24 protein-coding genes and 1 pseudogene are annotated in these 22,543 nt (G+C 71.2%); 11 read left to right on the plus strand and 14 right to left on the minus strand.

The window, feature by feature from the left end; all coding sequences use genetic code 11:
• The first annotated feature begins 78 nt into the window (after positions 1-78).
• The 4 genes from ASG83_RS04110 to ASG83_RS04125 are packed head-to-tail and all read left to right on the plus strand — an operon-like array spanning position 79 to position 4,568.
• Positions 79-1,122: a carbohydrate ABC transporter permease gene (locus ASG83_RS04110; RefSeq protein WP_055857473.1), complete on the plus strand. Its 1,044-nt coding sequence runs from the start codon at positions 79-81 to the stop codon at positions 1,120-1,122.
• Positions 1,119-2,069, plus strand: a complete 951-nt coding sequence (locus ASG83_RS04115; protein ID WP_055857475.1) for a carbohydrate ABC transporter permease — start codon at positions 1,119-1,121, stop codon at positions 2,067-2,069. The genes ASG83_RS04110 and ASG83_RS04115 overlap by 4 nt, the downstream gene beginning before the upstream one ends.
• A complete protein-coding gene (locus tag ASG83_RS04120; RefSeq protein WP_055857477.1) occupies positions 2,066-3,535 on the plus strand; it encodes a GH1 family beta-glucosidase in 1,470 nt (489 codons plus the stop codon). The genes ASG83_RS04115 and ASG83_RS04120 overlap by 4 nt, the downstream gene beginning before the upstream one ends.
• A 10-nt stretch (positions 3,536-3,545) precedes the next feature.
• On the plus strand, positions 3,546-4,568 hold the full coding sequence (locus ASG83_RS04125; RefSeq protein WP_055857479.1) for a LacI family DNA-binding transcriptional regulator: 1,023 nt from the start codon (positions 3,546-3,548) through the stop codon (positions 4,566-4,568).
• Positions 4,569-4,680: 112 nt separating this feature from the next.
• On the opposite strand, the gene ASG83_RS04130 is transcribed toward ASG83_RS04125, so the two are convergent.
• Positions 4,681-5,223 (minus strand): hypothetical protein, encoded by a 543-nt coding sequence (locus ASG83_RS04130; protein WP_055857481.1) that lies wholly within the window; start codon positions 5,221-5,223, stop codon positions 4,681-4,683.
• A 275-nt stretch (positions 5,224-5,498) separates the two neighbouring features.
• On the opposite strand from ASG83_RS04130, the gene ASG83_RS04135 reads away from it, so the two are divergent.
• Positions 5,499-5,786, plus strand: coding sequence for a GNAT family N-acetyltransferase (locus ASG83_RS04135; RefSeq protein WP_055857483.1), 288 nt, complete (start codon positions 5,499-5,501; stop codon positions 5,784-5,786).
• 35 nt (positions 5,787-5,821) lie between these two features.
• On the opposite strand, the gene ASG83_RS04140 is transcribed toward ASG83_RS04135, so the two are convergent.
• The 3 genes from ASG83_RS04140 to ASG83_RS04150 all read right to left on the minus strand — a co-directional run bounded on the left by ASG83_RS04140 (position 5,822) and on the right by ASG83_RS04150 (position 8,198).
• Positions 5,822-6,130, minus strand: a complete 309-nt coding sequence (locus ASG83_RS04140; protein WP_156376714.1) for a hypothetical protein — start codon at positions 6,128-6,130, stop codon at positions 5,822-5,824.
• Between the two features lie 118 nt (positions 6,131-6,248).
• Entirely contained in the window at positions 6,249-7,298 is a 1,050-nt protein-coding gene (locus ASG83_RS04145; RefSeq protein ID WP_055857486.1) for a lipoate--protein ligase family protein, read from the minus strand.
• A gap of 9 nt (positions 7,299-7,307) precedes the next feature.
• On the minus strand, positions 7,308-8,198 hold the full coding sequence (locus ASG83_RS04150; RefSeq protein WP_082599072.1) for a sulfurtransferase: 891 nt from the start codon (positions 8,196-8,198) through the stop codon (positions 7,308-7,310).
• A gap of 59 nt (positions 8,199-8,257) precedes the next feature.
• Between ASG83_RS04150 and ASG83_RS04155 the strand changes: the two genes are divergently transcribed.
• Positions 8,258-8,620 (plus strand): cupin domain-containing protein, encoded by a 363-nt coding sequence (locus tag ASG83_RS04155; RefSeq protein WP_055857488.1) that lies wholly within the window; start codon positions 8,258-8,260, stop codon positions 8,618-8,620.
• Here the strand turns inward: ASG83_RS04155 and ASG83_RS04160 are convergent.
• Complete coding sequence (locus tag ASG83_RS04160; RefSeq protein WP_055857490.1) at positions 8,617-9,489, minus strand: alpha/beta fold hydrolase; 873 nt, start codon at positions 9,487-9,489, stop codon at positions 8,617-8,619. The two genes, ASG83_RS04155 and ASG83_RS04160, sit on opposite strands and share 4 nt — an antisense overlap.
• A gap of 125 nt (positions 9,490-9,614) precedes the next feature.
• Here ASG83_RS04160 and ASG83_RS04165 point away from each other — a divergent pair, with 125 nt between their 5' ends.
• From ASG83_RS04165 to ASG83_RS04175, 3 genes are all read left to right on the plus strand, one after another.
• Positions 9,615-10,037 (plus strand): MarR family winged helix-turn-helix transcriptional regulator, encoded by a 423-nt coding sequence (locus ASG83_RS04165; RefSeq protein WP_055857492.1) that lies wholly within the window; start codon positions 9,615-9,617, stop codon positions 10,035-10,037.
• Between the two features lie 5 nt (positions 10,038-10,042).
• The gene (locus tag ASG83_RS04170; protein ID WP_055857494.1) at positions 10,043-11,359 is read left to right on the plus strand and encodes an MFS transporter; all 1,317 of its coding nucleotides are present in this window, start codon (positions 10,043-10,045) and stop codon (positions 11,357-11,359) included.
• A gap of 76 nt (positions 11,360-11,435) precedes the next feature.
• Positions 11,436-11,678 carry a hypothetical protein gene (locus ASG83_RS04175; protein ID WP_055857496.1) on the plus strand — a complete coding sequence of 81 codons (243 nt, stop codon included), beginning with the start codon at positions 11,436-11,438 and terminating at the stop codon, positions 11,676-11,678.
• A gap of 6 nt (positions 11,679-11,684) precedes the next feature.
• On the opposite strand, the gene ASG83_RS04180 is transcribed toward ASG83_RS04175, so the two are convergent.
• The 9 genes from ASG83_RS04180 to rhaI form a co-directional block, all read right to left on the minus strand.
• Positions 11,685-12,647, minus strand: a complete 963-nt coding sequence (locus ASG83_RS04180) for an alpha-E domain-containing protein (protein ID WP_055857498.1) — start codon at positions 12,645-12,647, stop codon at positions 11,685-11,687.
• A 54-nt stretch (positions 12,648-12,701) separates the two neighbouring features.
• Positions 12,702-13,587, minus strand: an 886-nt coding sequence (locus tag ASG83_RS04185) for a magnesium and cobalt transport protein CorA (RefSeq protein WP_235460014.1), incomplete at its 5' end; no start/stop codon positions are given.
• 146 nt (positions 13,588-13,733) lie between these two features.
• Positions 13,734-14,726 carry a 1-phosphofructokinase family hexose kinase gene (locus ASG83_RS04190; RefSeq protein WP_055857501.1) on the minus strand — a complete coding sequence of 331 codons (993 nt, stop codon included), beginning with the start codon at positions 14,724-14,726 and terminating at the stop codon, positions 13,734-13,736.
• A gap of 10 nt (positions 14,727-14,736) precedes the next feature.
• The gene (locus tag ASG83_RS04195) at positions 14,737-15,252 is read right to left on the minus strand and encodes a DedA family protein (protein ID WP_055857503.1); all 516 of its coding nucleotides are present in this window, start codon (positions 15,250-15,252) and stop codon (positions 14,737-14,739) included.
• A gap of 117 nt (positions 15,253-15,369) precedes the next feature.
• Positions 15,370-16,416, minus strand: coding sequence for an NAD(P)-dependent alcohol dehydrogenase (locus ASG83_RS04200; protein WP_055857504.1), 1,047 nt, complete (start codon positions 16,414-16,416; stop codon positions 15,370-15,372).
• Positions 16,417-16,462: 46 nt separating this feature from the next.
• Positions 16,463-17,890 carry a rhamnulokinase family protein gene (locus ASG83_RS04205; protein WP_055857506.1) on the minus strand — a complete coding sequence of 476 codons (1,428 nt, stop codon included), beginning with the start codon at positions 17,888-17,890 and terminating at the stop codon, positions 16,463-16,465.
• 5 nt (positions 17,891-17,895) lie between these two features.
• Positions 17,896-19,929, minus strand: coding sequence for a bifunctional rhamnulose-1-phosphate aldolase/short-chain dehydrogenase (locus ASG83_RS04210; RefSeq protein WP_055857508.1), 2,034 nt, complete (start codon positions 19,927-19,929; stop codon positions 17,896-17,898).
• Complete coding sequence (locus ASG83_RS04215; RefSeq protein ID WP_055859249.1) at positions 19,926-20,267, minus strand: L-rhamnose mutarotase; 342 nt, start codon at positions 20,265-20,267, stop codon at positions 19,926-19,928. The genes ASG83_RS04210 and ASG83_RS04215 overlap by 4 nt, the downstream gene beginning before the upstream one ends.
• Positions 20,264-21,430, minus strand: a complete 1,167-nt coding sequence (gene rhaI, locus ASG83_RS04220) for an L-rhamnose isomerase (protein WP_055857510.1) — start codon at positions 21,428-21,430, stop codon at positions 20,264-20,266. The genes ASG83_RS04215 and rhaI overlap by 4 nt, the downstream gene beginning before the upstream one ends.
• Positions 21,431-21,532: 102 nt before the next feature.
• Between rhaI and ASG83_RS13115 the strand changes: the two genes are divergently transcribed.
• The coding region (locus tag ASG83_RS13115) for a LacI family DNA-binding transcriptional regulator (RefSeq protein ID WP_235460017.1) at positions 21,533-21,790 on the plus strand (258 nt) is incomplete at its 3' end.
• A 1-nt stretch (position 21,791) separates the two neighbouring features.
• Positions 21,792-22,522: pseudogene (locus ASG83_RS04225) on the plus strand (substrate-binding domain-containing protein); the annotation flags it as partial.
• Positions 22,523-22,543: the final 21 nt, after the last annotated feature.

Here is a 22,543-nt window from a genome sequence, read left to right on the forward strand (position 1 = left end):
TCCACCCCCAGGGGCCGCGCGGCGCACCGTCGCGACGCGCGGCCCCACCCCTCGACTCACCCCTCGGGAGCATCCCCCATGACGACGACAGCCCCGCGCCCGACGCGCACGGTCCTGAGCCCGCCGCCGGCAGCCCGCCCGGCCCGCTCGCCCCGGCGCATCGCCTTCTCGCACACGCTCTCGCGGTGGGACTTCAAGCTCTCGCCGTACCTCTACATCTCGCCGTTCTTCATCCTCTTCGCGATCGTCGGCCTCTTCCCGCTGCTCTACACCGCGTGGGTCTCCGTCCACGAGTGGAACCTCATCGGCGGGCAGGGCGACTTCGTCGGCCTCGACAACTTCGCCTTCGTGCTCGCCCAGCCCCAGTTCTGGATCGCGCTGCGCAACACCTTCTCGATCTTCCTCATCTCGGCCGTGCCGCAGGTCATCGCCGCCCTGCTCATCGCCGCCGTGCTCGACCGCAACCTGCGCGGCAAGACCTTCTGGCGCATGGGCGTGCTGCTGCCCTACGTCGTCGCCCCCGTCGCCGTCGCGCTGATCTTCAGCAACATGTTCGGCGACCAGTACGGCCTCATCAACAACATGCTCGGCCGCCTCGGGCTCGACCCGATCGGCTGGCACTCCGAGATCCTGCCGAGCCACCTCGCGATCGCGACGATGGTCAACTTCCGCTGGACGGGCTACACCGCCCTCATCCTGCTCGCGGCGATGCAGGCCATCCCGCGCGACTACTACGAGGCCGCCATGATCGACGGCGCCGGCATCGTGCGGCAGTTCTTCTCCATCACGATCCCCCAGCTGCGCCCGACCCTCATCTTCGTCATCGTGACCTCGACGATCGGCGGCCTGCAGATCTTCGATGAGCCGCGCATGTACGACCAGTTCGGCCAGGGCGGAGCATCCGGTCAGTGGATGACCATCACGATCTACCTGTACAACCTCGGCTGGGGCCAGCTGAACTTCGGCCGCGCCGCCGCCGTGGCCTGGCTGCTGTTCCTCATCATCGTCATCGTCGGGCTCATCAACCTCGCCATCACCCGCTCGATCGCGAGCAACGACAGCCCCGAGAAGGTTCTCGCGCGATCGCAGCGCCGCGCCGCCCGGAAGGAGCTCGCCCGATGAGCGCACCCAGCATCCCCCTCGCCCCTGTGCCCGATGATGCGGATGCTCCGCGCGGGTCCTCCCCCGCCGAGCGCTCGGCCGCCCGCCGTGCCGGCCGCACGCCTCGCCGTCGTCGGCTCGTCAACGGTCAGCGCCCCGGGTGGATGGCCTACGGCTTCCTCATCGCCGTGCTGCTGGGCTCGGTCTTCCCGCTCTACTGGTCCTTCCTCATCGGATCAGGCGACGCCTCGACCATCACGCGGCAAGACATCGTGTGGTGGCCGGGCGGCAACTTCCTCGCCAACGCCGCCGCCGTCATCGAGAACGACAGCGTCAACTTCTGGAAGGCGATCACCAACTCGATCATCGTCTCGACGGTCGTCGCCGCCTCGGTCGTGTGGTTCTCGACGCTCGCGGGGTTCGCGTTCGCGAAGCTGCGGTTCCGCGGCCGCAATGGCCTGCTGATCTTCGTCATCGCGACGATGGCCGTGCCGACGCAGCTCGGCGTCGTGCCGCTGTTCATCGCGATGAGCCAGCTGCAGCTCGCCGGCACGCTCAGCGCGGTCATCCTGCCGGCGATCGTGAGCGCGTTCGGCGTGTTCTGGATGACGCAGTACCTCAGCCAGGCGCTGCCCTACGAGCTCATCGAGGCCGCGCGCGTCGACGGCGCGAGCATGATCCGCACCTTCTGGTCGGTCGCGCTGCCCGCCGCCCGCCCCGCCGCCGCGATGCTCGGCCTGTTCGTCTTCATCTCGACGTGGACCAACTTCTTCTGGCCCTTCATCGTCCTCGACCGGCAGAGCCCCACGCTGCCCGTCGCGCTCTCGCTGCTGCAGAGCAACTACTTCGTGGACTACTCGGTGGTGATGGCCGGCGTGATCCTGTCGACCATCCCGCTGCTGATCCTGTTCGTCGTCGCCGGCCGCCAGCTGGTCAGCGGCATCATGCAAGGAGCTGTCAAGGGATGACCCTCTCGACCCCGGCGCCCACCACGGCGCCTCTCGCCGGCGTGCGCGCCTTCCCCGCCGACTTCCGGTTCGGCGTCGCGACCGCGGCGTTCCAGATCGAGGGATCGACCCACGTCGACGGCCGCACCGACTCCATCTGGGACGCGTTCGCCCGCGTGCCGGGAGCCGTCGTGAACGGCGACGACGGCGAGCCGGCGTGCGACCACTACCGCCGCTCGAGCTCGGACGTCGCGATGATGCGCGAGCTGGGCATCCAGACCTATCGCTTCTCGACCTCGTGGGCGCGCGTCCAGCCCGACGGTCGCGGCGTCAACAAGGCGGGCCTCGACTTCTACTCGCGCCTCGTCGACGACCTGCTCGAGGCGGGCATCCAGCCCTGGCTGACGCTCTACCACTGGGATCTCCCGCAGGCGCTCGAGGAGGCCGGCGGCTGGCCCACGCGAGACACCGCGCACCGCTTCGTCGAGTACGCCGGCCTCGTGCACGACGCGCTCGGCGACCGCATCCGGGCCTGGACGACGCTCAACGAGCCGTGGTGCAGCGCCTTCCTCGGCTACCTCGGCGGCGAGCACGCCCCCGGCCGGCAGGACCCGCAGGCCTCGATCGACGCCGCGCACCACCTGCTGCTCGGCCACGGGCTCGCCGTGCAGGAGCTGCGCCGCCGCGACTCCGAGCTGCAGCTCGGCATCACGCTCAACCTGACGGTCGCCGACCCCGTCGACGCGAACGACCCGGCCGACCTCGACGCGGTGCGCCTGCTCGACGGGCAGCACAACCGGTGGTTCCTCGACCCGATCTTCCGCGGCGCGTACCCGGCCGACATCGTCGACGACCTGGCCGGCATCGGCGTCACCGTGCCCGTGCACGACGGCGATCTCGCCGCGATCGCCACGCCCATCGACGCGCTGGGGGTCAACTACTACCGCGGCGAGGCGGTGAGCGGGCATCCCTACACGGGCACTCCGCTCGCCCCCGCCGCACCCTCCGAGCGCCCGAAGCGCTCGCCCTTCCCGGTCGATCAGGGCGTGCACGGGCACCCGCGCGGACTGCCCGTCACCGCGATGCAGTGGGAGGTGCAGCCCGAGGGTCTCACGCGCCTGCTCGTGCGCGTCGACTCCGAGTACGCGAAGCCGGCCGGCACCGTTCTCTACGTCACCGAGAACGGCGCCGCCTACGACGACGTCGTCGGCCCCGACGGCGAGGTCGACGACCTCGAGCGCGCCGACTTCCTCGAGCAGCACCTCGCGGCGATGCTCGACGCGATCGACGCGGGCGTCGACGTGCGCGGCTACTTCTACTGGTCGCTCATGGACAACTACGAGTGGGCCTGGGGCTACGACAAGCGCTTCGGGCTCGTGCGCGTCGACTACGCCACGCAGGAGCGGACGGTGAAGTCGAGCGGGCGCCTCTACCAGCGCGTCATCGCCGAACGCGGGGTGCGCGGGCACGACGCCGCCCCTCAATAGACTGCGGAGCATGACGATCGAGACGGGTCAGGCGCGCACGGCGCCGACCCTCGAGATGGTGGCCGCGGAGGCCGGCGTCTCGCGCGCGACGGTGTCGCGCGTCGTGAACGCCTCGCCGAAGGTCAGCCCGGATGCCGTCGAGGCCGTGCAGGCCGCCATCCTCCGACTCGGCTACACCCCCAATCGCGCCGCGAGGTCGCTCGCGAACCGGCGCGCGATGGCGATCGCGCTCGTCGTGCCGGAGGACACCGCGCGGTTCTTCGGCGACCCCTACTTCGCGGCGGTCGTGCGCGGCATCAGCCGCGTGCTCGACGCCTCGGACTACGTGCTCAACCTGCACCTCGCCAACCCCGGCCCCTCGCAGAAGACCGTCGACTACCTGCTCGGCGGAAGCGTCGACGGCGCGATCGTCGTCTCTCACCACTCGAGCGATCGGTTCCTCGAGAAGCTCGGCGGAAGCATCCCCGTCGTCTTCGGCGGCCACCCCCTCGGATCGGACGCCGACGCGGGCGCCTACTTCGTCGACGTCGACAACGCCGCCGCCGCCGAGGCGGGCGTGCGCTACCTGATCGAGCACGGCCGCACCCGAATCGCGACGATCACCGGACCCACCGACATGCCCGCCGGCATCGACCGGGTCGAGGGCTGGCGCCGCGCGCTCGACGCCGCGGGGCTCGAGCCGGGCCCGAGCGCGGTCGGCGACTTCACGATGGTCGGCGGATCGCGCGCGGCGCGCGAGCTGCTCGACGTCGGCGGCTTCGACGCGATCTTCGTCGCGAGCGACCTCATGGCGCTCGGCGCCCTCTCGGTGCTCGCCGAGCGCGGCGTGCGCGTGCCCGACGACATCGCGGTGCTCGGCTTCGACGACAGCCCCGCCGCGCTCGCCGCGGGCGTGCCGCTCACGACCGTGCGGCAGCCGAGCGAGGAGATGGGCGAGCAGATGGCGCGGATGCTCCTCCAGCGCCTGCGCGGCGAGGAGACCAGCCGCACGGCCATCCTCCCCACCGACGTCGTGGTGCGCGCGAGCGCGTAGCCCGACCCGCGCAGTTGAAGGTACAAACTCAAGAAAAAGAAGTGGCCCAGTCGAAGACTGGGCCACTTCTAAAGAGGTCGGGCTATAGGCCAAAGGCCCACACCCGGAGTATTTAGTGTACCACTAGGTCTCCCGACTCAGAAGACCCGTCCCATCGACCATGACCGTACAGCTGGACACTATGAGGTCCTTGCCGCCAACCACTGAGCAGGCTGTCGACGCCGAGAACGTCACGCACGTATTTTGCAAGAGCGCCCTTGTCGCTTGTAGCTGAGGCCAGGCCCGCGTTAGCGCGAAACTCGAAGACTGCTGCAGACGTGAGCAAGTCCACGATTTGTAGCCCGTCCGTGGATTTTGAGTCAAGTCGGACGACGTTGAGCACAGCCAGCCTGTTCAAGCGCCGGTTCACGCCGGCCCGCAGTTCCTCCTCGAAGAGGATCTCATCTGGAGTGCTGTAGTTGTCGGCGAGTACCGAGACGATAGTCGGACTCTGGATGCTCGCGAGGACCAGTTGCTCTGCCATCTTCTCGTAGGCGGTCCATCGATCACGAAAGCGCACGACGGGATCTGCCTGAGTCCGGTCGGCGATGAAGCAATAGAAGCTCAGGTCGCTGGAGCCGAGACAGAGATCGACCACCTTCTTGTAGATCGGCAAGGTACCCCGAGTGACCTCGCCAAAGTGGAACTCTTTGTACCAGTGTTCTCAATCGCGTAGCTTTTGGATCCCGCGGAGAACTGGAGATGGGTTTGACATCACGACAAGCCCCACCCCGAAAAAGCGATCGGAAGAGATTGACCCGGTCTCATCCAGGAACCGGATGCCGACCGGGTGGTCCTTAGGCAGACGCCTGCGAGCGGCGGAGTTTTCTTCAGGCACAGGCGAATCATGCCATCAAACGGAACCCCGGCGGCGCGGGTAGGGTGCCCGTCATGAGCCTCACCGTCACGCACGAGCCCGACGCCGACCGCTACGTGGTGCACGACGCCGCCGGAGAGCTGCAGGGCTTCATCGTCTACGACGCTGCGCCAGGGCAGCTGCGGCTGATCCACGCCGAGGTGCCGCCGTTCCTGCGCAACAAGGGCGTCGGCGGCGACATGGTGCAGGCGATCCTCGACCACCTGCGCGCCGAGAGCACCGACCGCATCGTGCCCTCGTGCCCCTTCGTGGTGATGTGGATGCGCCGCCACCCCGAGTACGCGGACCTCGCGACCCGCTGACGGTCGCCCGTGATCGCGGCGCGCGACTCGGTGCGCTAGCGGTCGGCGGAGACGTCGATGCGGAGGCGACCCGAGTATCCGGGGGCGTCGGCGGGAGCATCCACGATGCCCTGGGGCCCGTCGCCGGGGGTCGGAGCCGGCGCGGGCAGGATGGTCTGGCGATCGAGCTCGACCTGCGCCTCGTGGCGGGTCGGGTGGAAGACCTCGTCGCCGATGCCGAGCACCCCGGGGCCGGAGCCGCCGCGGCGCGACTTGTCGCTCAGATCGATCCATCCTCGGGCGTGAGCGAGGATGGACACGGCGACGGCCGCGCCCACGAGAAGAACCCACCCCCACACCGGCACGAGCCCCAGAATACCCGGGGGGTCGGCGAGGGCTCGTGAACGCTCGGTGAATGCGGAGGCGGCGCGCCCGGCGGGAGGCGGGGAGGATGCCCGGCTGAGGCCCGATCGAGCGCCCCGCTCACGGCACGCGGTAGAGCCACTCCTCGGTCGAGAACTTCTCCGCCACGAGGGCGTCGATGCGCTCCATCTCCTCCGGCGTGATGGCGCTCTCGGTGAGCCCGTTGCGGGCGCGGAAGGTCGCGACGAGGCGGTCGATGATCTCCTCGCGCGGCAGCCCGGTCTGACTGCGCAGCGGGTCGACGCGCTTATTGGCGCTCTTGACGCCCTTGTCGCTGAGCTTCTCGCGGCCGATGCGCAGCACCTCGACCATGCGGTCGCCGTCCATGTCGTAGCTCATCGTCACGTGGTGCAGCACGGCGCCCGATCCGAGGCGCTTCTGGGCGGCCCCGCCGATCTTGCCCGCGGGACTGGTGATGTCGTTGAGGGGCTGGTAGCTCGCCTCGATGCCGAGGCCCTTGAGCCCCTCGATGACCCACTCGTCGAGGAAGGCGTACGACTCGGCGAAGCTCATGCCCTGCACGAGCTCGATGGGCGCGTAGAGCGAGTAGGTGATGACGCTCCCGGCCTCCATGAACATGGCGCCGCCGCCGGAGATGCGCCGCACGACCTCGAAGCCGTAGCGGTGCGCGTTGTCCATGTCGACCTCGTTCCGCACCGACTGGAAGGAGCCGATGACGACGGCGGGGCGCTCCCACTCCCAGATGCGGAGGGTCGGACCGCGGCGGCCGTCGCCGACCTCCTCGGCGAGCACCTGGTCGGCGGCCATCTGCTGCTGCGGGGTGAGCGGTGGGCCGACGACGAGGCTCCACTCGTAGTCGGTGAACGCGGTCGCCTCGGCGAGCGCGCGGCGGATGGTCGTCGCGACCGCGTCGGCGCTGAATCCGAGCATGACCGTGCCGGGAGGGAGGGCCGCGGAGATCGCGCGCGCGAGGGCGGCGTGATCGGCGTCGGCGGGCATCCCGATCACGGCCGCCTCGATGGCGGGGATCGCCTCGTCGGGCTCGACGAAGAAGTCGCCCGCGAGCTGGAACGCGGTGATCAGGCCGCCGTCGACCTCGAGATCGACGACGACGAGCTTGCCTCCGGGAACCTTGTACTCACCATGCATGAGGCCAGCCTAGGCACCCGTCGCGAGGGGCCGCTGGGGGTCGGCGGCGTACTGCGACCACGAGCCCGGGAAGAGCCGGCCGCGACCGAGGCCCGCGTGCTCGAGGACGAGCAGCTCGTGGCACGCTGTCACGCCCGAGCCGCAGTAGGCGATGACGTCGGAGCCCGGTTCGGCGCCGCCGGGGATGAGGCCGAGCTCCGCGAAGCGGGCGCGCAGCTCGTCGCGGGCCTTCAGCCGACCGTCTGCCGCGACGTGATCGCGCACCGACAGGTTGCGCGCGCCCGGGATGTGGCCCGCACGGGCATCCACCGGCTCGGTCTCGCCGGCGAAGCGATCGGCGGTGCGCGCGTCGAGCACGAGGGCGCTGCCGTCGGCGGCGCGCGCCTGCGTCTCGTCGATCGAGGCGAGGGCGGATGCCGGCCACGGCTGGGCGGTGAAGGTCGCGTCGGCGCGCGGCGCCGCGCGACGCCCGGCCACGGTCGCGCCGGCTCCGAGCTCGCCCGGCCAGGCCGTGATGCCGCCGTCGAGCACGGCGGCGTCGTGGCCGAGGGAGCGCAGCATCCACACCAGCCGCGCCGCGATCACGCCGCCCGCGTCGTCGTAGGCGACCACCGTCGTCCCGTCGCCGATGCCCGCCTCGCTCATGCCGCGGGCGAAGCGCTCCGGGTCGGGCAAGGGGTGCCGGCCCTCCGCGGCGCTCGGCGGGCCGGCGAGCCACTCGTCGAGGTCGACGAAGACGGCTCCGGCGATGTGGCCGGCGTGGAAGGCGTCGCGGCCGGAGCGACCGTCGAGGTACCAGCGCACGTCGGCGATGACGAGGCGGCGCTCGTCGCGGCCCGCCTCGGCGATGAGCGACTCGAGGTCGGCGGAGGAGACGAAGGGAGGCAGTGTCGTCGGCATCAGGCCAGGCTACTCAGCACGCTCGCCCAGCGGGCGGGCGGCGGCGTAGGGTGCGGGGCATGGACTCCCTGGCGCACGACCTCGACCGCCTCGCCGACCACCTGCTCGAGCAGGCGCTCGCCTCGCCCGAGGGGAGGGCGACGCTGACGCTCGAGCTCGGCCAGTCGACGCTGCGGCACATCGCGATGGCCTTCGACACCGGCGGCGGGCTGCCCGAGCACGGCAACCCGGGCGAGGCGACGCTGCGCGTGCTGCGCGGCGAGGTGCGGCTGTCGTGGTCGAGCGAGACGGGCGAGCACGCCATCGAGGCGCGGCCCGGAATGCTCGTGCGGATCCCCGACGCGAAGCACCGGGTCGAGGCGCTCGAGCCGAGCGTCATGCTGCTCACCGCGGTGTCGCTGCCGGGAGCGCAGGGGCACTAGGGGGTCGGGAACAGACGGTCGTTCATCCACTCGATGAGGTCGCGGCGCACGTCCTCCTGATTGAGCTCGTTGAAGATCTCGTGGCGAGCCTCGGCGTAGACGGAGAGCTCGACGTCGGTGAGTCCCCCGCGGCGCACGTACTCCTCGACGAGCCGGACCGCGCCGGGCTCGCCGCCGAGCGGGTCGTCGTCACCGACCATGACGAGCAGCGGGATGTCGCGGCCGAGGCGCTTCGGGCGGCCGAAGAGTCGCAGCCCGTCGCGCACGCCGAAGAGCTTCAGGATCTTCGCGTCGAAGGTGAGCGGGTCGGCGCGGAAGAGCCGGTGAACCTCGGGGTCGCGACTCAGCCATTCCACGCCGGTGTCGCCGAGGTGGGCGTGCTGGGCGTTGAGGTCTCCGGAGTTCATGTAGCCGGGCATCCGGTAGCTCGTGCCGGTGAGCACCGCGGCGTCGTAGTCGGCGGCGTGGTCGTTGAGGATGATCTGCGCCATGAGCGAGCCCCACGAGTGCCCGAGGAGGACGAGCGGGAGCTCGGGGTGGTCGGTGCGGATGATCGCGCTCAGGTCGCGGAGGTCCTGGATGGTCGCGCGCAGTCCGCCCGGGCCGAGGCGCCCCATCTTCGAGGAGTCGCCGTCGGTCATCTCGACGCCCGTCATGCCGTGGCCGCGGTGGTCGTCGGCGTAGACGGCGTAGCCGGCGTTGACGAGCTCCTGCGCGAGCGCCTCGTACCGCAGCGCGTGCTCGCCGACCCCGTGCGCGAGCTGCACGACGGCCTTCGGCCGGCCCGGCGCCCAGACGTAGTAGTGGATCGTGACGCCCTGGGCGTCGACGAAGGTGCGGTGGTCGCGCTCGGCGATGAACTTCACCATGATTCGGGCCTCCCTGCGTTCATCGTAGGGGCGCGGGGAGCGCGGCGGCAGGTGCGGCGAAGGCGGACGGAATAGCCCGCAGCCGCAACTCGTTAGCAAGGGTAATGACCTATGCTAAGGATGCCATGACGATCACGAGCGACCCCGACGAGGACCTGCGGGTCCTGATCCAGAAGGTGGCCAGGCGCATCCGGGCCGAGCGGGGCGGCGAGGGCGTCACCGACACGCAGCTCGGGGTGCTGTGGCAGCTGGAGACCCACGGCCGGACGACGCCCGGCGTCATCGCCGAGCGCGAGCGCGTCAGCCCGCCCTCGATGAATCGCACCATCAACGCCCTCGAGGCGAGCGGCCTCGTCCGCCGCGAGCCGAGCGAGACGGATGCGCGCCAGGTCTGGGTGAGCCTCACCCCGGCGGGCGAAGAGCTCATCGCCGAGACCCGACGACTGCGTACCGCCTGGTTCCACCGCCAGCTGGACGCGCTCGAGCCCGACGAGCGCGCCGCGCTCGAGGCCGTGCGCCCCGTGCTGCGGAAGCTCGCCGACTCGTGAGGACGATGTTCCGCAGCCTCGGGCTCCTGAACTACCGCATCTGGTTCGTCGGGGCGATGGTGTCGAACATCGGTGCGTGGATGAACCGGACCGCGCAGGACTGGCTCATCCTCACCGAGCTCACGAACGAGGACGCGGCCGCGGTCGGCGTCGCCATGGCGCTGCAGTTCGGGCCCGCGCTCGTCATCGGACCCTACGCGGGCATCATCGCCGATCGCTTCGCGGGTCGGAAGCTGCTCGCCGCGACCCAGGCGCTGCAGGGGTTGCTCGCGCTCGGCCTCGGGCTGATCGTCATCCTCGACGTCGCCGAGCTGTGGATGGTCTACCTCTTCGCCCTCGGCCTCGGCATCGCGACTGCGCTCGACGCGCCCGTGCGCCAGACGTTCGTGGGCGAGCTCGTCGGCCCGACGCAGCTGCCCAACGCCGTCGCGCTCAACTCGGCGTCGTTCAACGTCGCGCGGCTCATCGGCCCCGCCGTCGCGGGGCTCCTCGTCGCGATGATCGGCGCCGGCTGGGTCATCGCGATCAACGGCATGACCTACGCCGCGACGCTGCTCGCCCTCGCGATGCTGCGCGGCGACCAGCTGCACCACCTCAAGAAGGAGAAGAAGGGGCGCGGACAGCTGAAGGCGGGCATCCAGTACGTGCGCCGTCGCGGCGACCTCGTCGTGGTGTTCACGATGGTGTTCCTCGTCGGCACGTTCGGCTTCAACTTCGGCATCTTCACCGCGACGATGGCGCGCGTCGAGTTCGAGAAGGACGCCACGGCGTTCGGCCTGCTGTCGAGCATCCTCGCCATCGGATCGGTGACCGGCGCCCTCATGTCGGCCAGGCGCGAGCGGCCGCGACTGCGGGTCATCGCGCTGTCGGCGCTCGGGTTCGCGTTCAGCACGGCCGCGGCCTCGCTCATGCCGACCTTCGAGACCTTCGCCGCCGCGCTCGTGCTCGTCGGTTTCACCTCGCTCACGATGATCACCTCCTCGAACGCCTACGTGCAGACGACGACGCGCCCGGCGATCCGTGGGCGAGTGACGGCGCTCTACCTCACGATCTTCATGGGAGGGACGCCGCTCGGAGCGCCCCTGCTCGGGTTCATCGCGAACGAGGCGGGGCCGCGCTGGGCGCTCGTCGTCGCCGCGCTGTCGGGCCTCGCGGCCGCCGCCGTCGCCGGGCTGTGGATGCGCTCGACCCGCAACCTGCGGCTCGGGCGCGACGGCGGGCCGTGGTGGCGCGTGCGCGTGCGGTACGACGGCGACGACTACGACCTCGAGACGGCGACGCGCGAGATCGCGATCGTGGAGGCGTCGGCGCGCAAGGGGTGAGCCGCGCGCGGTCGGCTCGCGGACGCAGGCCTTTCGGCCGGTGCCCGGCGCGGGTCGCGAGTGGGAGGATCGACCCATGGTCGTCTCGAAGCTTCCGAACCCGTGGGCGGGTCAGCCCGGCTTCTGGGCCGCCGTCAACCGGTTCTTCTACCCCATCGCCGGTCCCGCCGCGGTCGGCATCGGCCGCCCGGAGGAGCCCTACGTCGCGCCCGTCGACCCGACCTGCCCGCTCTGCGGAGCCCTCATGGCCGACCACGTGATCGAGCGCGGCGTCGGCACCACCGCGACGCGCCTGCACTGCCCGCCCGCCGCGGTCTGAGCCGGGCTACTCGAGGGCGACGAGGATCTCGCGCGTCGCCTGCTCGACCGCCGCGTGCAGGGAGCGGAGAGCGGATGCCCGGCGCGCCCGGGCGCGATCCGCTTCGGCGGGCGCGGGGCTCGGCTCGACTGCCGCGCTCGCGGCCGCGTCGACGAGGGCGCTGAGCTCGGCCGCGGCCCGGCGGCTCGCGGCGAGGCCGCTCGCGCCTCCGCCGACGTCGAGCGCGCGGAGGCTGCGCTCGGCGTGGACGAGGCCGTGCGCGACCGAGCGCGGGAAGCGCTCGTCGAGGGCGAGGAGCTCGATCGCGGTCGCGGCGGTGGGCGCTCCGCGGTGGGCGCGCACGTGCGCCTCGTGGGCTCCGGCGCTGCGGAGCACGAACATCCACCCGGGGTCGGCGTCGGCGTCGTCGGCGTGGGCGACGAGGAGGCGGGCCGTCGCGGCCGCGCGCTCGAGGCGGCGGCCGAGGGCGATGAGCTCGAACGCGCCGTCGCGCGCGACCGCCGACTCGATGAGCCCCACGGCGAGCGCCGAGCGCTCGCGCACCCAGGCGAGGAAGTCGCCGACGCGGGGCTCGACGACCTTCCGCGGCAGGCGCGCACGGGTGGCGACGAGCATGTCGTAGAGCTCGGCGGGCAGCGACTCCCGGGCGAGGCGGGCCGCATCGCGCGCCTCCACGAGCGCGTGCGCGATCGACGCGGGGTGGGAGCGGTCGGCGGTGAGCAGGTCGATGGCGGCGCTCCGGCCGAGCCGGGCATCCGCCGCATCGTCGGCACCGCACGCGCGGAGGACGAGGCGCGCGTCGGCGGCGTCCGGGAGGGGGTGATCGCGCGCGAGGAGGAGGTGCGCTTCGAGGATGCGGGCGGTCGCGTCGGCCCGCTGGACTCCGCGACCGAGGGCGAGGAGGTGCGCGGGCGCGCTCGCGGAGACGCCCGCAGCGCCCCGGACGAGGGGCTCGCCGATGCCCGCCATGCCGGGGAGCCTAGGCGGGCCGTGTTGCGCGAGTGTTTCGGCCGGGTGACGGCTCTAGAGCCAGCGGCGGGCGCGGAAGATCGCGAAGAGCCCGACGCTCGTGGCGAGCATCGCGACGAGCGCCGCCGGGTATCCCCACGGCTCGTCGAGCTCGGGCATGACGCGGAAGTTCATGCCGTAGATCGTGCCGACGAGCGTCGGGGCGAAGAGGATGGCCGCCCACGACGAGATCTTGCGCACCTCGTTGCTCTGCACGAGCGAGGCCTCCCCGAGCGCCCGCATCTCGGCGTTCTGCCGTTGCGTGACGAGTGTGGAGTTCACCTGCAGCGCGTTCTGCAGCACGGCCCGGAAGGTGTCGACGCGGTCGCCGACGCGCAGGGCGTGGTCGAGCACGTCGGCGAAGGAGTCGCGCAGGCGACCCTCGGGCGCGTCGACCGAGAGGCTGCGGATGATGCCCGGGAGCGGCTGCACCGCGCGCTGCAGCTCGATGACCTCGCGCGAGAGCTCGTAGATGCGGCGGCTGACGGCGTCGTCCCCGGCGAAGAGCTCGTCCTCGATCTCGTCGATGTCGTTCTCGAGACCGGCGATGACGGGCGCGTACTCGTCGACGACCTCGTCGAGGATCGCGTAGAGCACCGCGCGGGGGCCGAGCGCGAGCAGCTCGGGGTCGCCCTCCAGACGGCGGCGGACGGCCGCGAGGTCGGGCGACTCGGCGTGCCGCACGGTGATGACCGCGTCGGTCGAGACGAAGACATGCAGTTCGCCGAGCTCGACGCGCTCGACCTCGTCGACGTAGCGGGCGGGCTTGAGCACGATGAAGTCGCCGGCGGCGTGCCGGTCGAGCTTCGAGCGCTGGTGCCCGTGGTGGGCGTCCTCGACGGAGGTCGCATTGAGCTCGAACTCGTCGGCGACTCCCGCGAGCTCGTCGGGGGTGGGCCGGNGAGCGAGGGCGGGTCCTCCGTACGGGCGCCGTCGACGTAGACGGCCATGTCGATCACGGGCATGGGCTCTCCTTCGCGTCGCCGCCGACTCTAGCGGCGGGCGTGACGTCTGCGGCGGATGCCCGGCGCGCGCTCGGCGGCGGGCTCAGCCGCGCGCGGCGAGCAGCAGCGCCTCGAGGCGCTCGACGTCGTCGCGGTGGCAGAGCTCGGTCGCCTCGGTCATCGCCGTCGCGGTGCCCGCCGCGACGCCCGCCCGGAAGGCGGCGTCGAGGTCGCGGCCCTGCGCGAGGCGCAGGACGAGCGCGGCGAGGAAGGAGTCGCCCGCGCCGACCGTGGAGCGCACCTCGACCGGCGGGACTTCCAGGCGCATGACGCCGTGGGCCGTGACGAGCACGGCCCCGTCGCCGCCGAGCGTGAGCGCGACGATCTCGGCCGCGCCGCGGGCGACGAGCTCGCGGGCGGCATCCACCCGCGACTCGAGGTCGGGCAGGGCACGGCCGACGAGCTCGCCGAGCTCGCGCGCCGACGGCTTCACGAGGTGCACGCCCTCGCGGAGGGCGGCGGCGAGCGCCGGCCCCGAGGCATCCACGATGCAGCGCGCCCCGTGGGCCTTCGCCGAGCGGGCGACGCGCGCGTAGAAGTCGTCGGGCATGCCGGGCGAGAGCGACCCGCTCGCGACGACGTAGCCGCCGGGCGTCAGCGCGCGCTGCGTCGCCGCGAGGCACTCCCCCCATTCGTCGGTCGTCAGGTGCGGGCCCTGCAGGACGAACCGGAACTGGCGGCCGGTGGAGAGCTCGTCGATCGTCACGTTCTCGCGCGTCGGGCCGTCGATCGGGATGGCGCGGCCGATGATGCCGTCGGCCTCGAGCAGCTGCCGGTACGCCTGGCCGGTCGGCCCGCCGACGGCGTAGATCGCGATCGACTGCCCGCCGAGGCGGTGGATGACGCGACTCACGTTGACGCCGCCGCCGCCGGCGTCGGTGCGGCTCGGCCCGCAGCGAAGCTTGTGCTCGGGCTCGACGCGCTCGGTGGAGGTCGAGACGTCGAGGGCGGGGTTCACGGTGAGGGTGACGACGGGCGCGGCCTGCGCGGGGTGGGCGGCGGTCGCCGCGGGCGAGCGTTCGGCGGGCTCGGTCATGCGGCAGAGCCTAGGCCTCGCCGGCGGCCTGCACGAGGGAGAGCTCGTCACGGCGCCTCTGCCGCCGGAGGTTGAGCACCTCGATGAGCACGAGCACGCCGACGAGCAGCCCGGTGAAGAGCGCGGCCTCGAGCGGACTCCGCATCGCGAGCTCGGCGATGGCCTCGTAGGTGGCGACGCCGACGACGCCCCAGATGAGCGCCCATGCGAGACCGCCGACCCCGAGGGCGGGGATGTAGGCGAGGAGGGGCATCCGCAGCACGCCCGCGGCGAGGTTGGCGAGCGTCTGGAAGCCGACCGTCAGGAAGGAGACGGCGACGACGGGTGCGCCCCAGCGCTCGACGATGCGCTCGGCGCGGCGGAAGCGCGGCGTCTCGAGCCGCGCCTTCAGCCGCGTGCGGCCGGCGCCGCCGCGAGCCCCGCGCCCGAGCGCGTAGGTCGCCCCGCCGCGCAGCAGCACGACGACGTAGAAGAGGCCGACGGCGAGAGGGAGCGGCAGGCCGAACGCGGTGTCGAACGGCTCCATGCCCTCAGCCTAATGAGCGGTGTTCGAGGATGCCCGGGGCGAAGGTCCCGGTTCGGTCGCGATCGGGGGCGGTCGCCGCCCGGTCGCACGAGCCGCTGCCCGGGCCGAGGCTCTCGATCAGCCCGCGAGCGAGGCGATGTCGATCACGAAGCGGTAGCGGACATCCGAGCGGAGCACGCGATCCCAGGCCTCGTTGACCCGGTCGGCGGTGATGACCTCCACGTCCGGGGCGACGCCGTGCTCGGCGCAGAAGTCCAGCATCTCCTGCGTCTCGCGGATGCCGCCGATCGTCGAGCCGGCGAACGAACGGCGGTTCGTGAACAGGCTGAAGACCGTCACCGGCATCGGCTCCCCCGGAGCACCCACGCTGATGAACGTGCCGTTGAGAGCCAGCAGGCCGAAGTAGGCGTCCAGGTCGATCGACGCGCTCACGGTGTTGAGGATGACGTCGAAGCGGTTCTTGAGCGCGACGAACGTCTCCGGGTCGCTCGTCGCGTAGTAGTCGGTCGCGCCCATCGCGAGACCGTCCTCGCGCTTGCCGAGCGACTGCGAGAGCACCGTGACCTCGGCGCCGAGAGCGACGGCGAGCTTGACCGCCATGTGGCCGAGCCCGCCGAGGCCGACGACCGCGACCTTCGAGCCCGGGCCGACCTTCCAGTGCTTGAGCGGCGAGTACGTCGTGATGCCCGCGCACAGCAGCGGCGCGACGCGATCGACGGGGATGGCGTCGGGGATGTGCAGCACGAAGCCCTCCGTGACGACGATCTCGGTCGAGTAGCCGCCCTGCGTGACCGTGCCGTCGCGATCGATCTGGCCGTAGGTGCCGATCGAGCCGTTCTCGCAGTGCTGCTCCTCCCCCGCGAGGCAGTTCGCGCACTCGCCGCATGAGTTCACGAGGCAGCCGACGCCGGCGCGGTCGCCGACCGCGAAGCGGGTGACCTCGGCGCCGACCTCGACGACCGTTCCGACGATCTCGTGACCCACCGCGAGCGGATAGTGCTGCGGGCCCCAGTCGCCGCGGACGGTGTGGATGTCGGAGTGGCAGATGCCGGCCCACTCGATGCTGATGCGCACGTCGCGCGGGCCGACCTCGCGGCGCTCGATCGTGGCCACCTCGAGGGGAGCCTCAGCGGATCGGGCGACGATGGCGGGGATGACGGGCATGGCTGCTCCTCGTGTCGTGTCGTGGGTGAGGCGCGGAGGCGCAGAGTCACGCAGTCACGCGAACGGGGCGCGGCGAGAACGACGTGATCGTGCACTGCTCGGCGACGAGCCTCCGCACGTCCTCCAGGGTTCCACGCGGGCCCTGGGCGCGAGCTTGGACGAGCACGTTGCCGAGGGCCGTCGCCTCGACGGGGCCGGCGAGCACGGGCATCCCGGCCCGATCAGCGGTCAGCTGGCAGAGGAGGGCGTTGAGCGCTCCCCCGCCGACGAGGTGGATGACCGACACCGGTCGGTCGGCGAGCGCCGAGGCGGTGCGCACCGCCGACGCGAAGGCGAGGGCGAGGCTTTCGAGGATCGCGCGGGCGAGCTCCGCGCGCGAGGCGGGCACCGCATCCCCCCGCACGGCGATGACCGTCGCGATGCGCGACGCCATGTCGCCGGGCGCCAGGAGTCGCGGGTCGTTGACGTTGAAGGTGGGCACAGGCCGGACGACGGCCGCCGCGTCGGCGAGCAGGCGCCCGAGATCGACGCGGCCCGACTCGGCCTCCCACTCGCGGATCGTCTCGCTCAGCAGCCACAGCCCCATGACGTTGTGCAGGAACCGCACGCGACCATCGACTCCGCCCTCGTTCGTGAAGTTCGCCGCGCGCGCCGCGTCGCTGATGACGGGATGCTCGAGCTCGAGCCCGACGAGACCCCAGGTGCCGCAGCTGATGTAGGCGGCATCGGGCCGCGTCATGGGCACGCCGACCACGGCCGAGGCGGTGTCGTGGGATCCGACGGCCGTGACCACGACGCCCTCGGGCGCACCCAGCTCGGCGGCGATCGCCGGCGTCAGCCCGCCGATCGCGTCGCCGGGGCGCACGAGCTCGGCGAAGAGCCCACGTGGTAGCCCGAGTCGCGCGATGAGAGCTTCGTTCCATACACCCGTGTGCGGGTCGAGCAGCCCCGTCGTCGAGGCGTTGGTCGTCTCCGCGACCGCGCGGCCGGTGAGCCAGAACGCGACGAGGTCGGGGATGAGCAGCATGACCTCGGCGACGCCAAGCGTCTCCGGGGTCTCGGCGGCGAGCTGGAACACCGTGTTGAAGGGCAGGTGCTGGAGGCCGGAGGCGGTGTAGAGCTCGTCGGGCGGCACGACGGCGTGCACCGCGGCGACACCTCGGGCGGTGCGCCCGTCGCGGTAGTGGAACGGCTCCCCGAGCATCCGACCGCCCGCCATGAGTGCGTAGTCGACGGCCCACGAGTCGATGCCGATCGAGGTGATGAGCGGGTCGTCGGCGAACGCCTGACGCAGGCCCTCCATGATGTGCCCGCGCAGCGCCTCGATGTCCCAGTGGAGTCCGTCGGCGCGCTGGACGGGGCCGTTCGGGAATCGCGCGACTTCGACCATCTCGACCGGATCGTCGCTGACGACGGCGCGCATGACGCGACCGCTCGTGGCGCCGAGGTCGACGGCGGCGACGTGGATGCCCACCACGCCTACCGCAGGAACGCCGCGGCGACGCCCGCGTCGACGGGGATGTGCAGGCCGGTCGTGTGCGACAGATCGGGGCCGGTGAGCACGGCGACCGCGTTCGCCACGTGCTCGGGCAGCACCTCGCGCTTGAGGATGGTGCGCTGGGCGTAGAACTTCCCGAGCTCGTCCTCGGCGACGCCGTAGGTCGCTGCACGGTTGGCTCCCCAGCCAGAGGCGAAGATGCCCGAGCCGCGCACGACGCCGTCGGGGTTGATGCCATTCACCTTCACCCCGTGCTCGCCGAGCTCGACCGCGAGCAGGCGCACCTGGTGCGCCTGGTCGGCCTTCGTCGCCGAGTAGGCGATGTTGTTGGGGCCGGCGAACACCGAGTTCTTGCTCGAGATGTAGATGACATCGCCGCCCATGCCCTGGTCGATGAGGATGCGGGCGGCCGCCTTCGCGACGAGGAACGAGCCCTTCGCCATGACGTCGTGCTGGAGATCCCAGTCGGCCTCGGTCGTCTGGAGCAGCGACTTGCTGAGCGAGAGACCCGCATTGTTGACGACGATGTCGACACCGCCGAAGGCGAGCACGGCCTCGTCGAGCGCCGCGTCGATCTGCGCCGCATCGGTGACGTTCGCCTGCACGCCGATCGCGACGTCGGTGCTGCCGAGCTCGGCGGCGGCGGCCTGCGCCTTCTCGAGGTCGAGGTCGGCGATGACGACACACGCACCCTCCGCGGCGAGGCGCGTCGCGATGGCCTTGCCGATGCCGTTCGCCGCGCCCGTCACGAAGGCGACGCGCGTGGCGTGGCTCTTCGGCTTGGGCATGCGCTGCAGCTTCGCCTCCTCGAGCGCCCAGTACTCGATGCGGAACTTCTCGGCGTCGCTGATCGGCTCGTAGGTGCTGAGCGCCTCGGCGCCGCGCATGACGTTGATGGCATTGAGGTAGAACTCGCCGGCGACGCGCGCGGTCTGCTTGTTCGCGCCGAAGCTGAACATGCCGACGCCGGGCACGAGCACGATGAGCGGGTCGGCGCCTCTGATGGCCGGGCTGCCGGCCGTTGCGTGTGCGTCGTAGTACGCCGTGTACTCGGCGCGGTACCGCTCGTGCAGTTCTGTCAGGCGCTGGATGCTCGCCTCGATGTCAGCGTTGGCGGGCAGGTCGAGCAGCATCGGCTTGACCTTGGTCCGCAGGAAGTGGTCGGGGCAGCTCGTGCCGAGCTCCGCGAGCGCGGGGGCCTTCTCGCTCGCGAGGAAGGCGAGGACGCGCTCGTCGTCGCTGAAGTGGCCGACCATGGGTCGGTCGTGGCTCGCGAGGCCGCGGATCGTCGGGGCGAGGGCGGCGGCCTTCGCGCGGCGCTCGCGCTCGTCAGCGATCGCCTCGAAGCCGGTGCGCACGCCACCGAAGGGCTCGGCCGCGCCGTGCTCGTCGATGTGGGCCTGGGCGGTGTCGATGATCCAGCGCGAGTTCGCCTCGCACTCATCGGAGGTGTCGTCCCACGCGGTGATGCCGTGCCCGCCGAGGATGCAGCCGATCGCCTGCGGGTTCGCGGCCTTGATGGCGGCGATGTCGAGCCCGAGCTGGAACCCGGGTCGGCGCCAGGGCACCCAGACGACCCTGTCTCCGAAGATCTCGGCCGTGAGCGCGGGGCCGTCGGCCGCGGTCGCGATCGCTAGCCCCGCGTCGGGGTGCAGGTGGTCGACGTGGGGCGCATCCACCAGACCGTGCATGGCGGTGTCGATGCTGGGGGCGGCGCCGACCGAGCCGTGCAGGCAGTAGTCGAAAGCGGCGACCATCTCGTCTTCGCGATCGACGCCCGGGTAGACGTTCACGAGCGCGCGCATGCGGTCGAGGCGCAGAACCGCGAGGCCCTGCTCGGTAAGCGTGCCGAGGTCGCCGCCCGAGCCCTTGACCCACAGCAGCTCGACGGGCTCCCCCGTCACGGGGTCGGTCTCGGTGCCCTTCGCGGAGGTGTTCCCACCGGCGTAGTTGGTGATGTGCGGCTCGGCGCCGAGGCGGTTGCTGCGGGCGAGGAGCTCGTGCTTCGTGGTCATTCGGCTGCGCCCTCCAGCTGGTCGGACAGATTGAAGACTTCGGGCAGTCGGCGCGCGGCCTGATCGGCACGGGCGGAGAGGCTCACGAAGAACCGGCTCATCTCCGACTCCCACGCGGCGGCGACCGGGCTCGCCGCGAGGGACGCCTGAGCAGCCGCGTCGTCATCGACCTCGTAGTAGCCGAACAGCGAGCCGTCGGTCTCGTCGAGGAAGAGCGAGTAGTTGCGGCGACCGCTCGCGGCGATCGTCTCGAGCATCTCGCGCCGAACCGGAGAGTGCACGCGGCGGTACTCGTCCAGCAGCTCGGGACGGACCTGCAGGCGGAAGGCGACCCTCACGCGCCCCACCCCGCCTGCTGGCCGCCGACGCGCTCGGCGACGATGCGCTCGCGGTAGCCGCTCCCGGCGTACGCCGCCATGGGGTCGGCGGGAAGGCCGCGCGACTCGCGCCAGGCGGCGAGGTCGGCACGGACATCCGTGTAGAAGGCGTCCATGAGGATGCCGTTCGCAGCGAGGACGTCGTTCGCGCGCTGGGCGGCGTCGAGAGCCTCACGATCGACGAGCAGCGCGCGCGCCGTCATCTCCTGGACGTTGAGCACGCTGCGGATCTGCCCCGGGATCTTCTCCTCGACGTTGTGGCACTGGTCGAGCATGAAGCCGACATCGCTGCCCTCGTCGTACGCGCCGCCCCGAACGACCTCGACCATGATCCGGAAGAGCTGGAACGGATCGGCCGCGCCGACGATGAGGTCGTCGTCGGCGTAGAAGCGCGAGTTGAAGTCGAACGAGCCGAGCCTGCCCAGGCGCTGCAGCTGCATGACGATGAACTCGATGTTCGTGCCGGGTGCGTGGTGGCCGGTGTCGAGGCACACCATCGCGCGGTCGCCGAGGGCCGCCACCTGGGCGTATGCCGTCCCCCAGTCAGGAACGTCGGTGTGGTAGAACGCCGGTTCGAAGAACTTGTACTCGAGGACGAGCCGCTGGTCGTCGCCGAGCCGCGCGTAGATCGCGGCGAGGCTCTCGGCGAGGTGGTCCTGCCGGCGACGCATGTCGTCCTGGCCGGGGTAGTTGGTTCCGTCGGCCAGCCAGATCTTGAGGTCGCGCGAACCCGTAGCGTGCATGACCTCGATGCAGGCGAAGTGGTGGTCGATCGCGCGCTGGCGGGCCGCGGGGTCGGAGGCGGCGAGCGAGCCGAACTTGTACTCCTCGTCCTGGAAGGTGTTGGAGTTGATCGTGCCGAGGGCAACCCCGTGCTCCTGCGCGTGCGCGCCGAGCGCCTCGTAGTCGGCGACGCGATCCCAGGGGACGTGCAGCGCGACACTCGGGGCGAGACCCGTGTGACGGTGAACCTCGGCGGCATCGGCGATCTTCTCGAAGGGGTCGCGAGGAGTGCCGGGCGTGGTGAAGACCCTGAATCGCGTGCCCGAGTTTCCGAACGCCCACGAGGGAAGTTCGATCGCCTGACGCTCGAGGTGCGGCGCGATCGAATCGAATGTCGTCATGAAGGGGAGTCGCTCTCTTGTTCGACCGTTTTTGAATCGTTTCACAAGAGTATGTCTGAGCCGAGCGGACGTCAAGTGAATCGATTCGACTAGCCTGGCCGCATGGCTCCGATCGGCATCAAGGACGTCGCGCGGCACGCCGGGGTCTCCGTCGGCACCGTGTCGAACGTGCTAAACCGTCCCGCGCTGGTCAGTGCTGAGACGGGCGTGCGCGTTCGTCGGGCGATCGACGAGCTCGGCTTCGTGCGCAACGACGCGGCACGTCAGCTCCGCGTGGGTCACAGCACCACGATCGGGCTCGTGGTCCTCGATATCGGCAACCCCTTCTTCGCCGAGATCGCGCGCGGCGCCGAAGACGCCNCGTATCTCGATCTCTTCGAGGAGCAGCGCGTTCGCGGGGTGCTGATCTCGCCGATCGGGGATGTCACCGATCGGCTCAGCCGACTTCGGCGACACGGCACGCGAGCCGTGCTGGTCGACCGCAGCGGCGAAGGCACGGGCGTGTCGTCCGTCTCCGTCGACGACGTCGCCGGCGGCTATCTGGCGGTGAAGCACCTACTCGAACTCGGACGCCGTCGAATCGCCTATCTCGGTGCCCAGTTCGAGATCCGGCAGGTCACAGACCGACTCGACGGCGCGCGTCGTGCCGTCGCCGAGGTGCCGGGGGCGTCGCTCGAAGTGGTGACCGCCAGCGGTCTCTCGGTGGTCGACGGTCGGGACGCCGGTGAGCAGCTGGTCCAGCGGCCTCCGCGTCAGCGCCCGGATGCCATGTTCACGGCCAACGACGTGCTCGCGGTCGGCGTGCTGCAGGCCTTCGTCATGACGGGCAGGGTTCGCGTGCCCGACGACATCGCCCTTGTGGGGTACGACGACATCGACTTCGCGTCGGCCACGGTGGTGCCCTTGACGTCGGTGCGGCAACCGAGTCGACTGCTCGGCGAGACTGCGCTGCAGATTATGCTCGAGGAGCTCGGTGACCCCACGTTGGCCCCGAGAAACGTCGTCTTCACTCCCGAGCTCATCGTGCGATCGAGCACAGTGTCACCGACGATGTCGCACTCGCCCGACCCTCACGAAGGCGCAAGGTCATGACCTCCCGGCGGCCACCGAGAT

This window comes from Yonghaparkia sp. Soil809 (genome assembly GCF_001429705.1).
Classification (GTDB): Bacteria; Actinomycetota; Actinomycetes; order Actinomycetales; family Microbacteriaceae; genus Microcella.

Bases quoted from the DNA above. Each gene is read 5' to 3' on its own strand.
- ASG83_RS04110 (WP_055857473.1), top strand. From the start codon at position 79: ATGACGACGACAGCCCCGCGCCCGACGCGCACGGTCCTGAGCCCGCCG.
- ASG83_RS04115 (WP_055857475.1), top strand. From the start codon at position 1,119: ATGAGCGCACCCAGCATCCCCCTCGCCCCTGTGCCCGATGATGCGGAT.
- ASG83_RS04120 (WP_055857477.1), top strand. From the start codon at position 2,066: ATGACCCTCTCGACCCCGGCGCCCACCACGGCGCCTCTCGCCGGCGTG.
- ASG83_RS04125 (WP_055857479.1), top strand. From the start codon at position 3,546: ATGACGATCGAGACGGGTCAGGCGCGCACGGCGCCGACCCTCGAGATG.
- ASG83_RS04135 (WP_055857483.1), top strand. From the start codon at position 5,499: ATGAGCCTCACCGTCACGCACGAGCCCGACGCCGACCGCTACGTGGTG.
- ASG83_RS04145 (WP_055857486.1), bottom strand. From the start codon at position 7,298: ATGCATGGTGAGTACAAGGTTCCCGGAGGCAAGCTCGTCGTCGTCGAT.
- ASG83_RS04150 (WP_082599072.1), bottom strand. From the start codon at position 8,198: ATGCCGACGACACTGCCTCCCTTCGTCTCCTCCGCCGACCTCGAGTCG.
- ASG83_RS04155 (WP_055857488.1), top strand. From the start codon at position 8,258: ATGGACTCCCTGGCGCACGACCTCGACCGCCTCGCCGACCACCTGCTC.
- ASG83_RS04160 (WP_055857490.1), bottom strand. From the start codon at position 9,489: ATGGTGAAGTTCATCGCCGAGCGCGACCACCGCACCTTCGTCGACGCC.
- ASG83_RS04165 (WP_055857492.1), top strand. From the start codon at position 9,615: ATGACGATCACGAGCGACCCCGACGAGGACCTGCGGGTCCTGATCCAG.
- ASG83_RS04170 (WP_055857494.1), top strand. From the start codon at position 10,043: ATGTTCCGCAGCCTCGGGCTCCTGAACTACCGCATCTGGTTCGTCGGG.
- ASG83_RS04175 (WP_055857496.1), top strand. From the start codon at position 11,436: ATGGTCGTCTCGAAGCTTCCGAACCCGTGGGCGGGTCAGCCCGGCTTC.
- ASG83_RS04180 (WP_055857498.1), bottom strand. From the start codon at position 12,647: ATGGCGGGCATCGGCGAGCCCCTCGTCCGGGGCGCTGCGGGCGTCTCC.
- ASG83_RS04190 (WP_055857501.1), bottom strand. From the start codon at position 14,726: ATGACCGAGCCCGCCGAACGCTCGCCCGCGGCGACCGCCGCCCACCCC.
- ASG83_RS04195 (WP_055857503.1), bottom strand. From the start codon at position 15,252: ATGGAGCCGTTCGACACCGCGTTCGGCCTGCCGCTCCCTCTCGCCGTC.
- ASG83_RS04200 (WP_055857504.1), bottom strand. From the start codon at position 16,416: ATGCCCGTCATCCCCGCCATCGTCGCCCGATCCGCTGAGGCTCCCCTC.
- ASG83_RS04210 (WP_055857508.1), bottom strand. From the start codon at position 19,929: ATGACCACGAAGCACGAGCTCCTCGCCCGCAGCAACCGCCTCGGCGCC.
- rhaI (WP_055857510.1), bottom strand. From the start codon at position 21,430: ATGACGACATTCGATTCGATCGCGCCGCACCTCGAGCGTCAGGCGATC.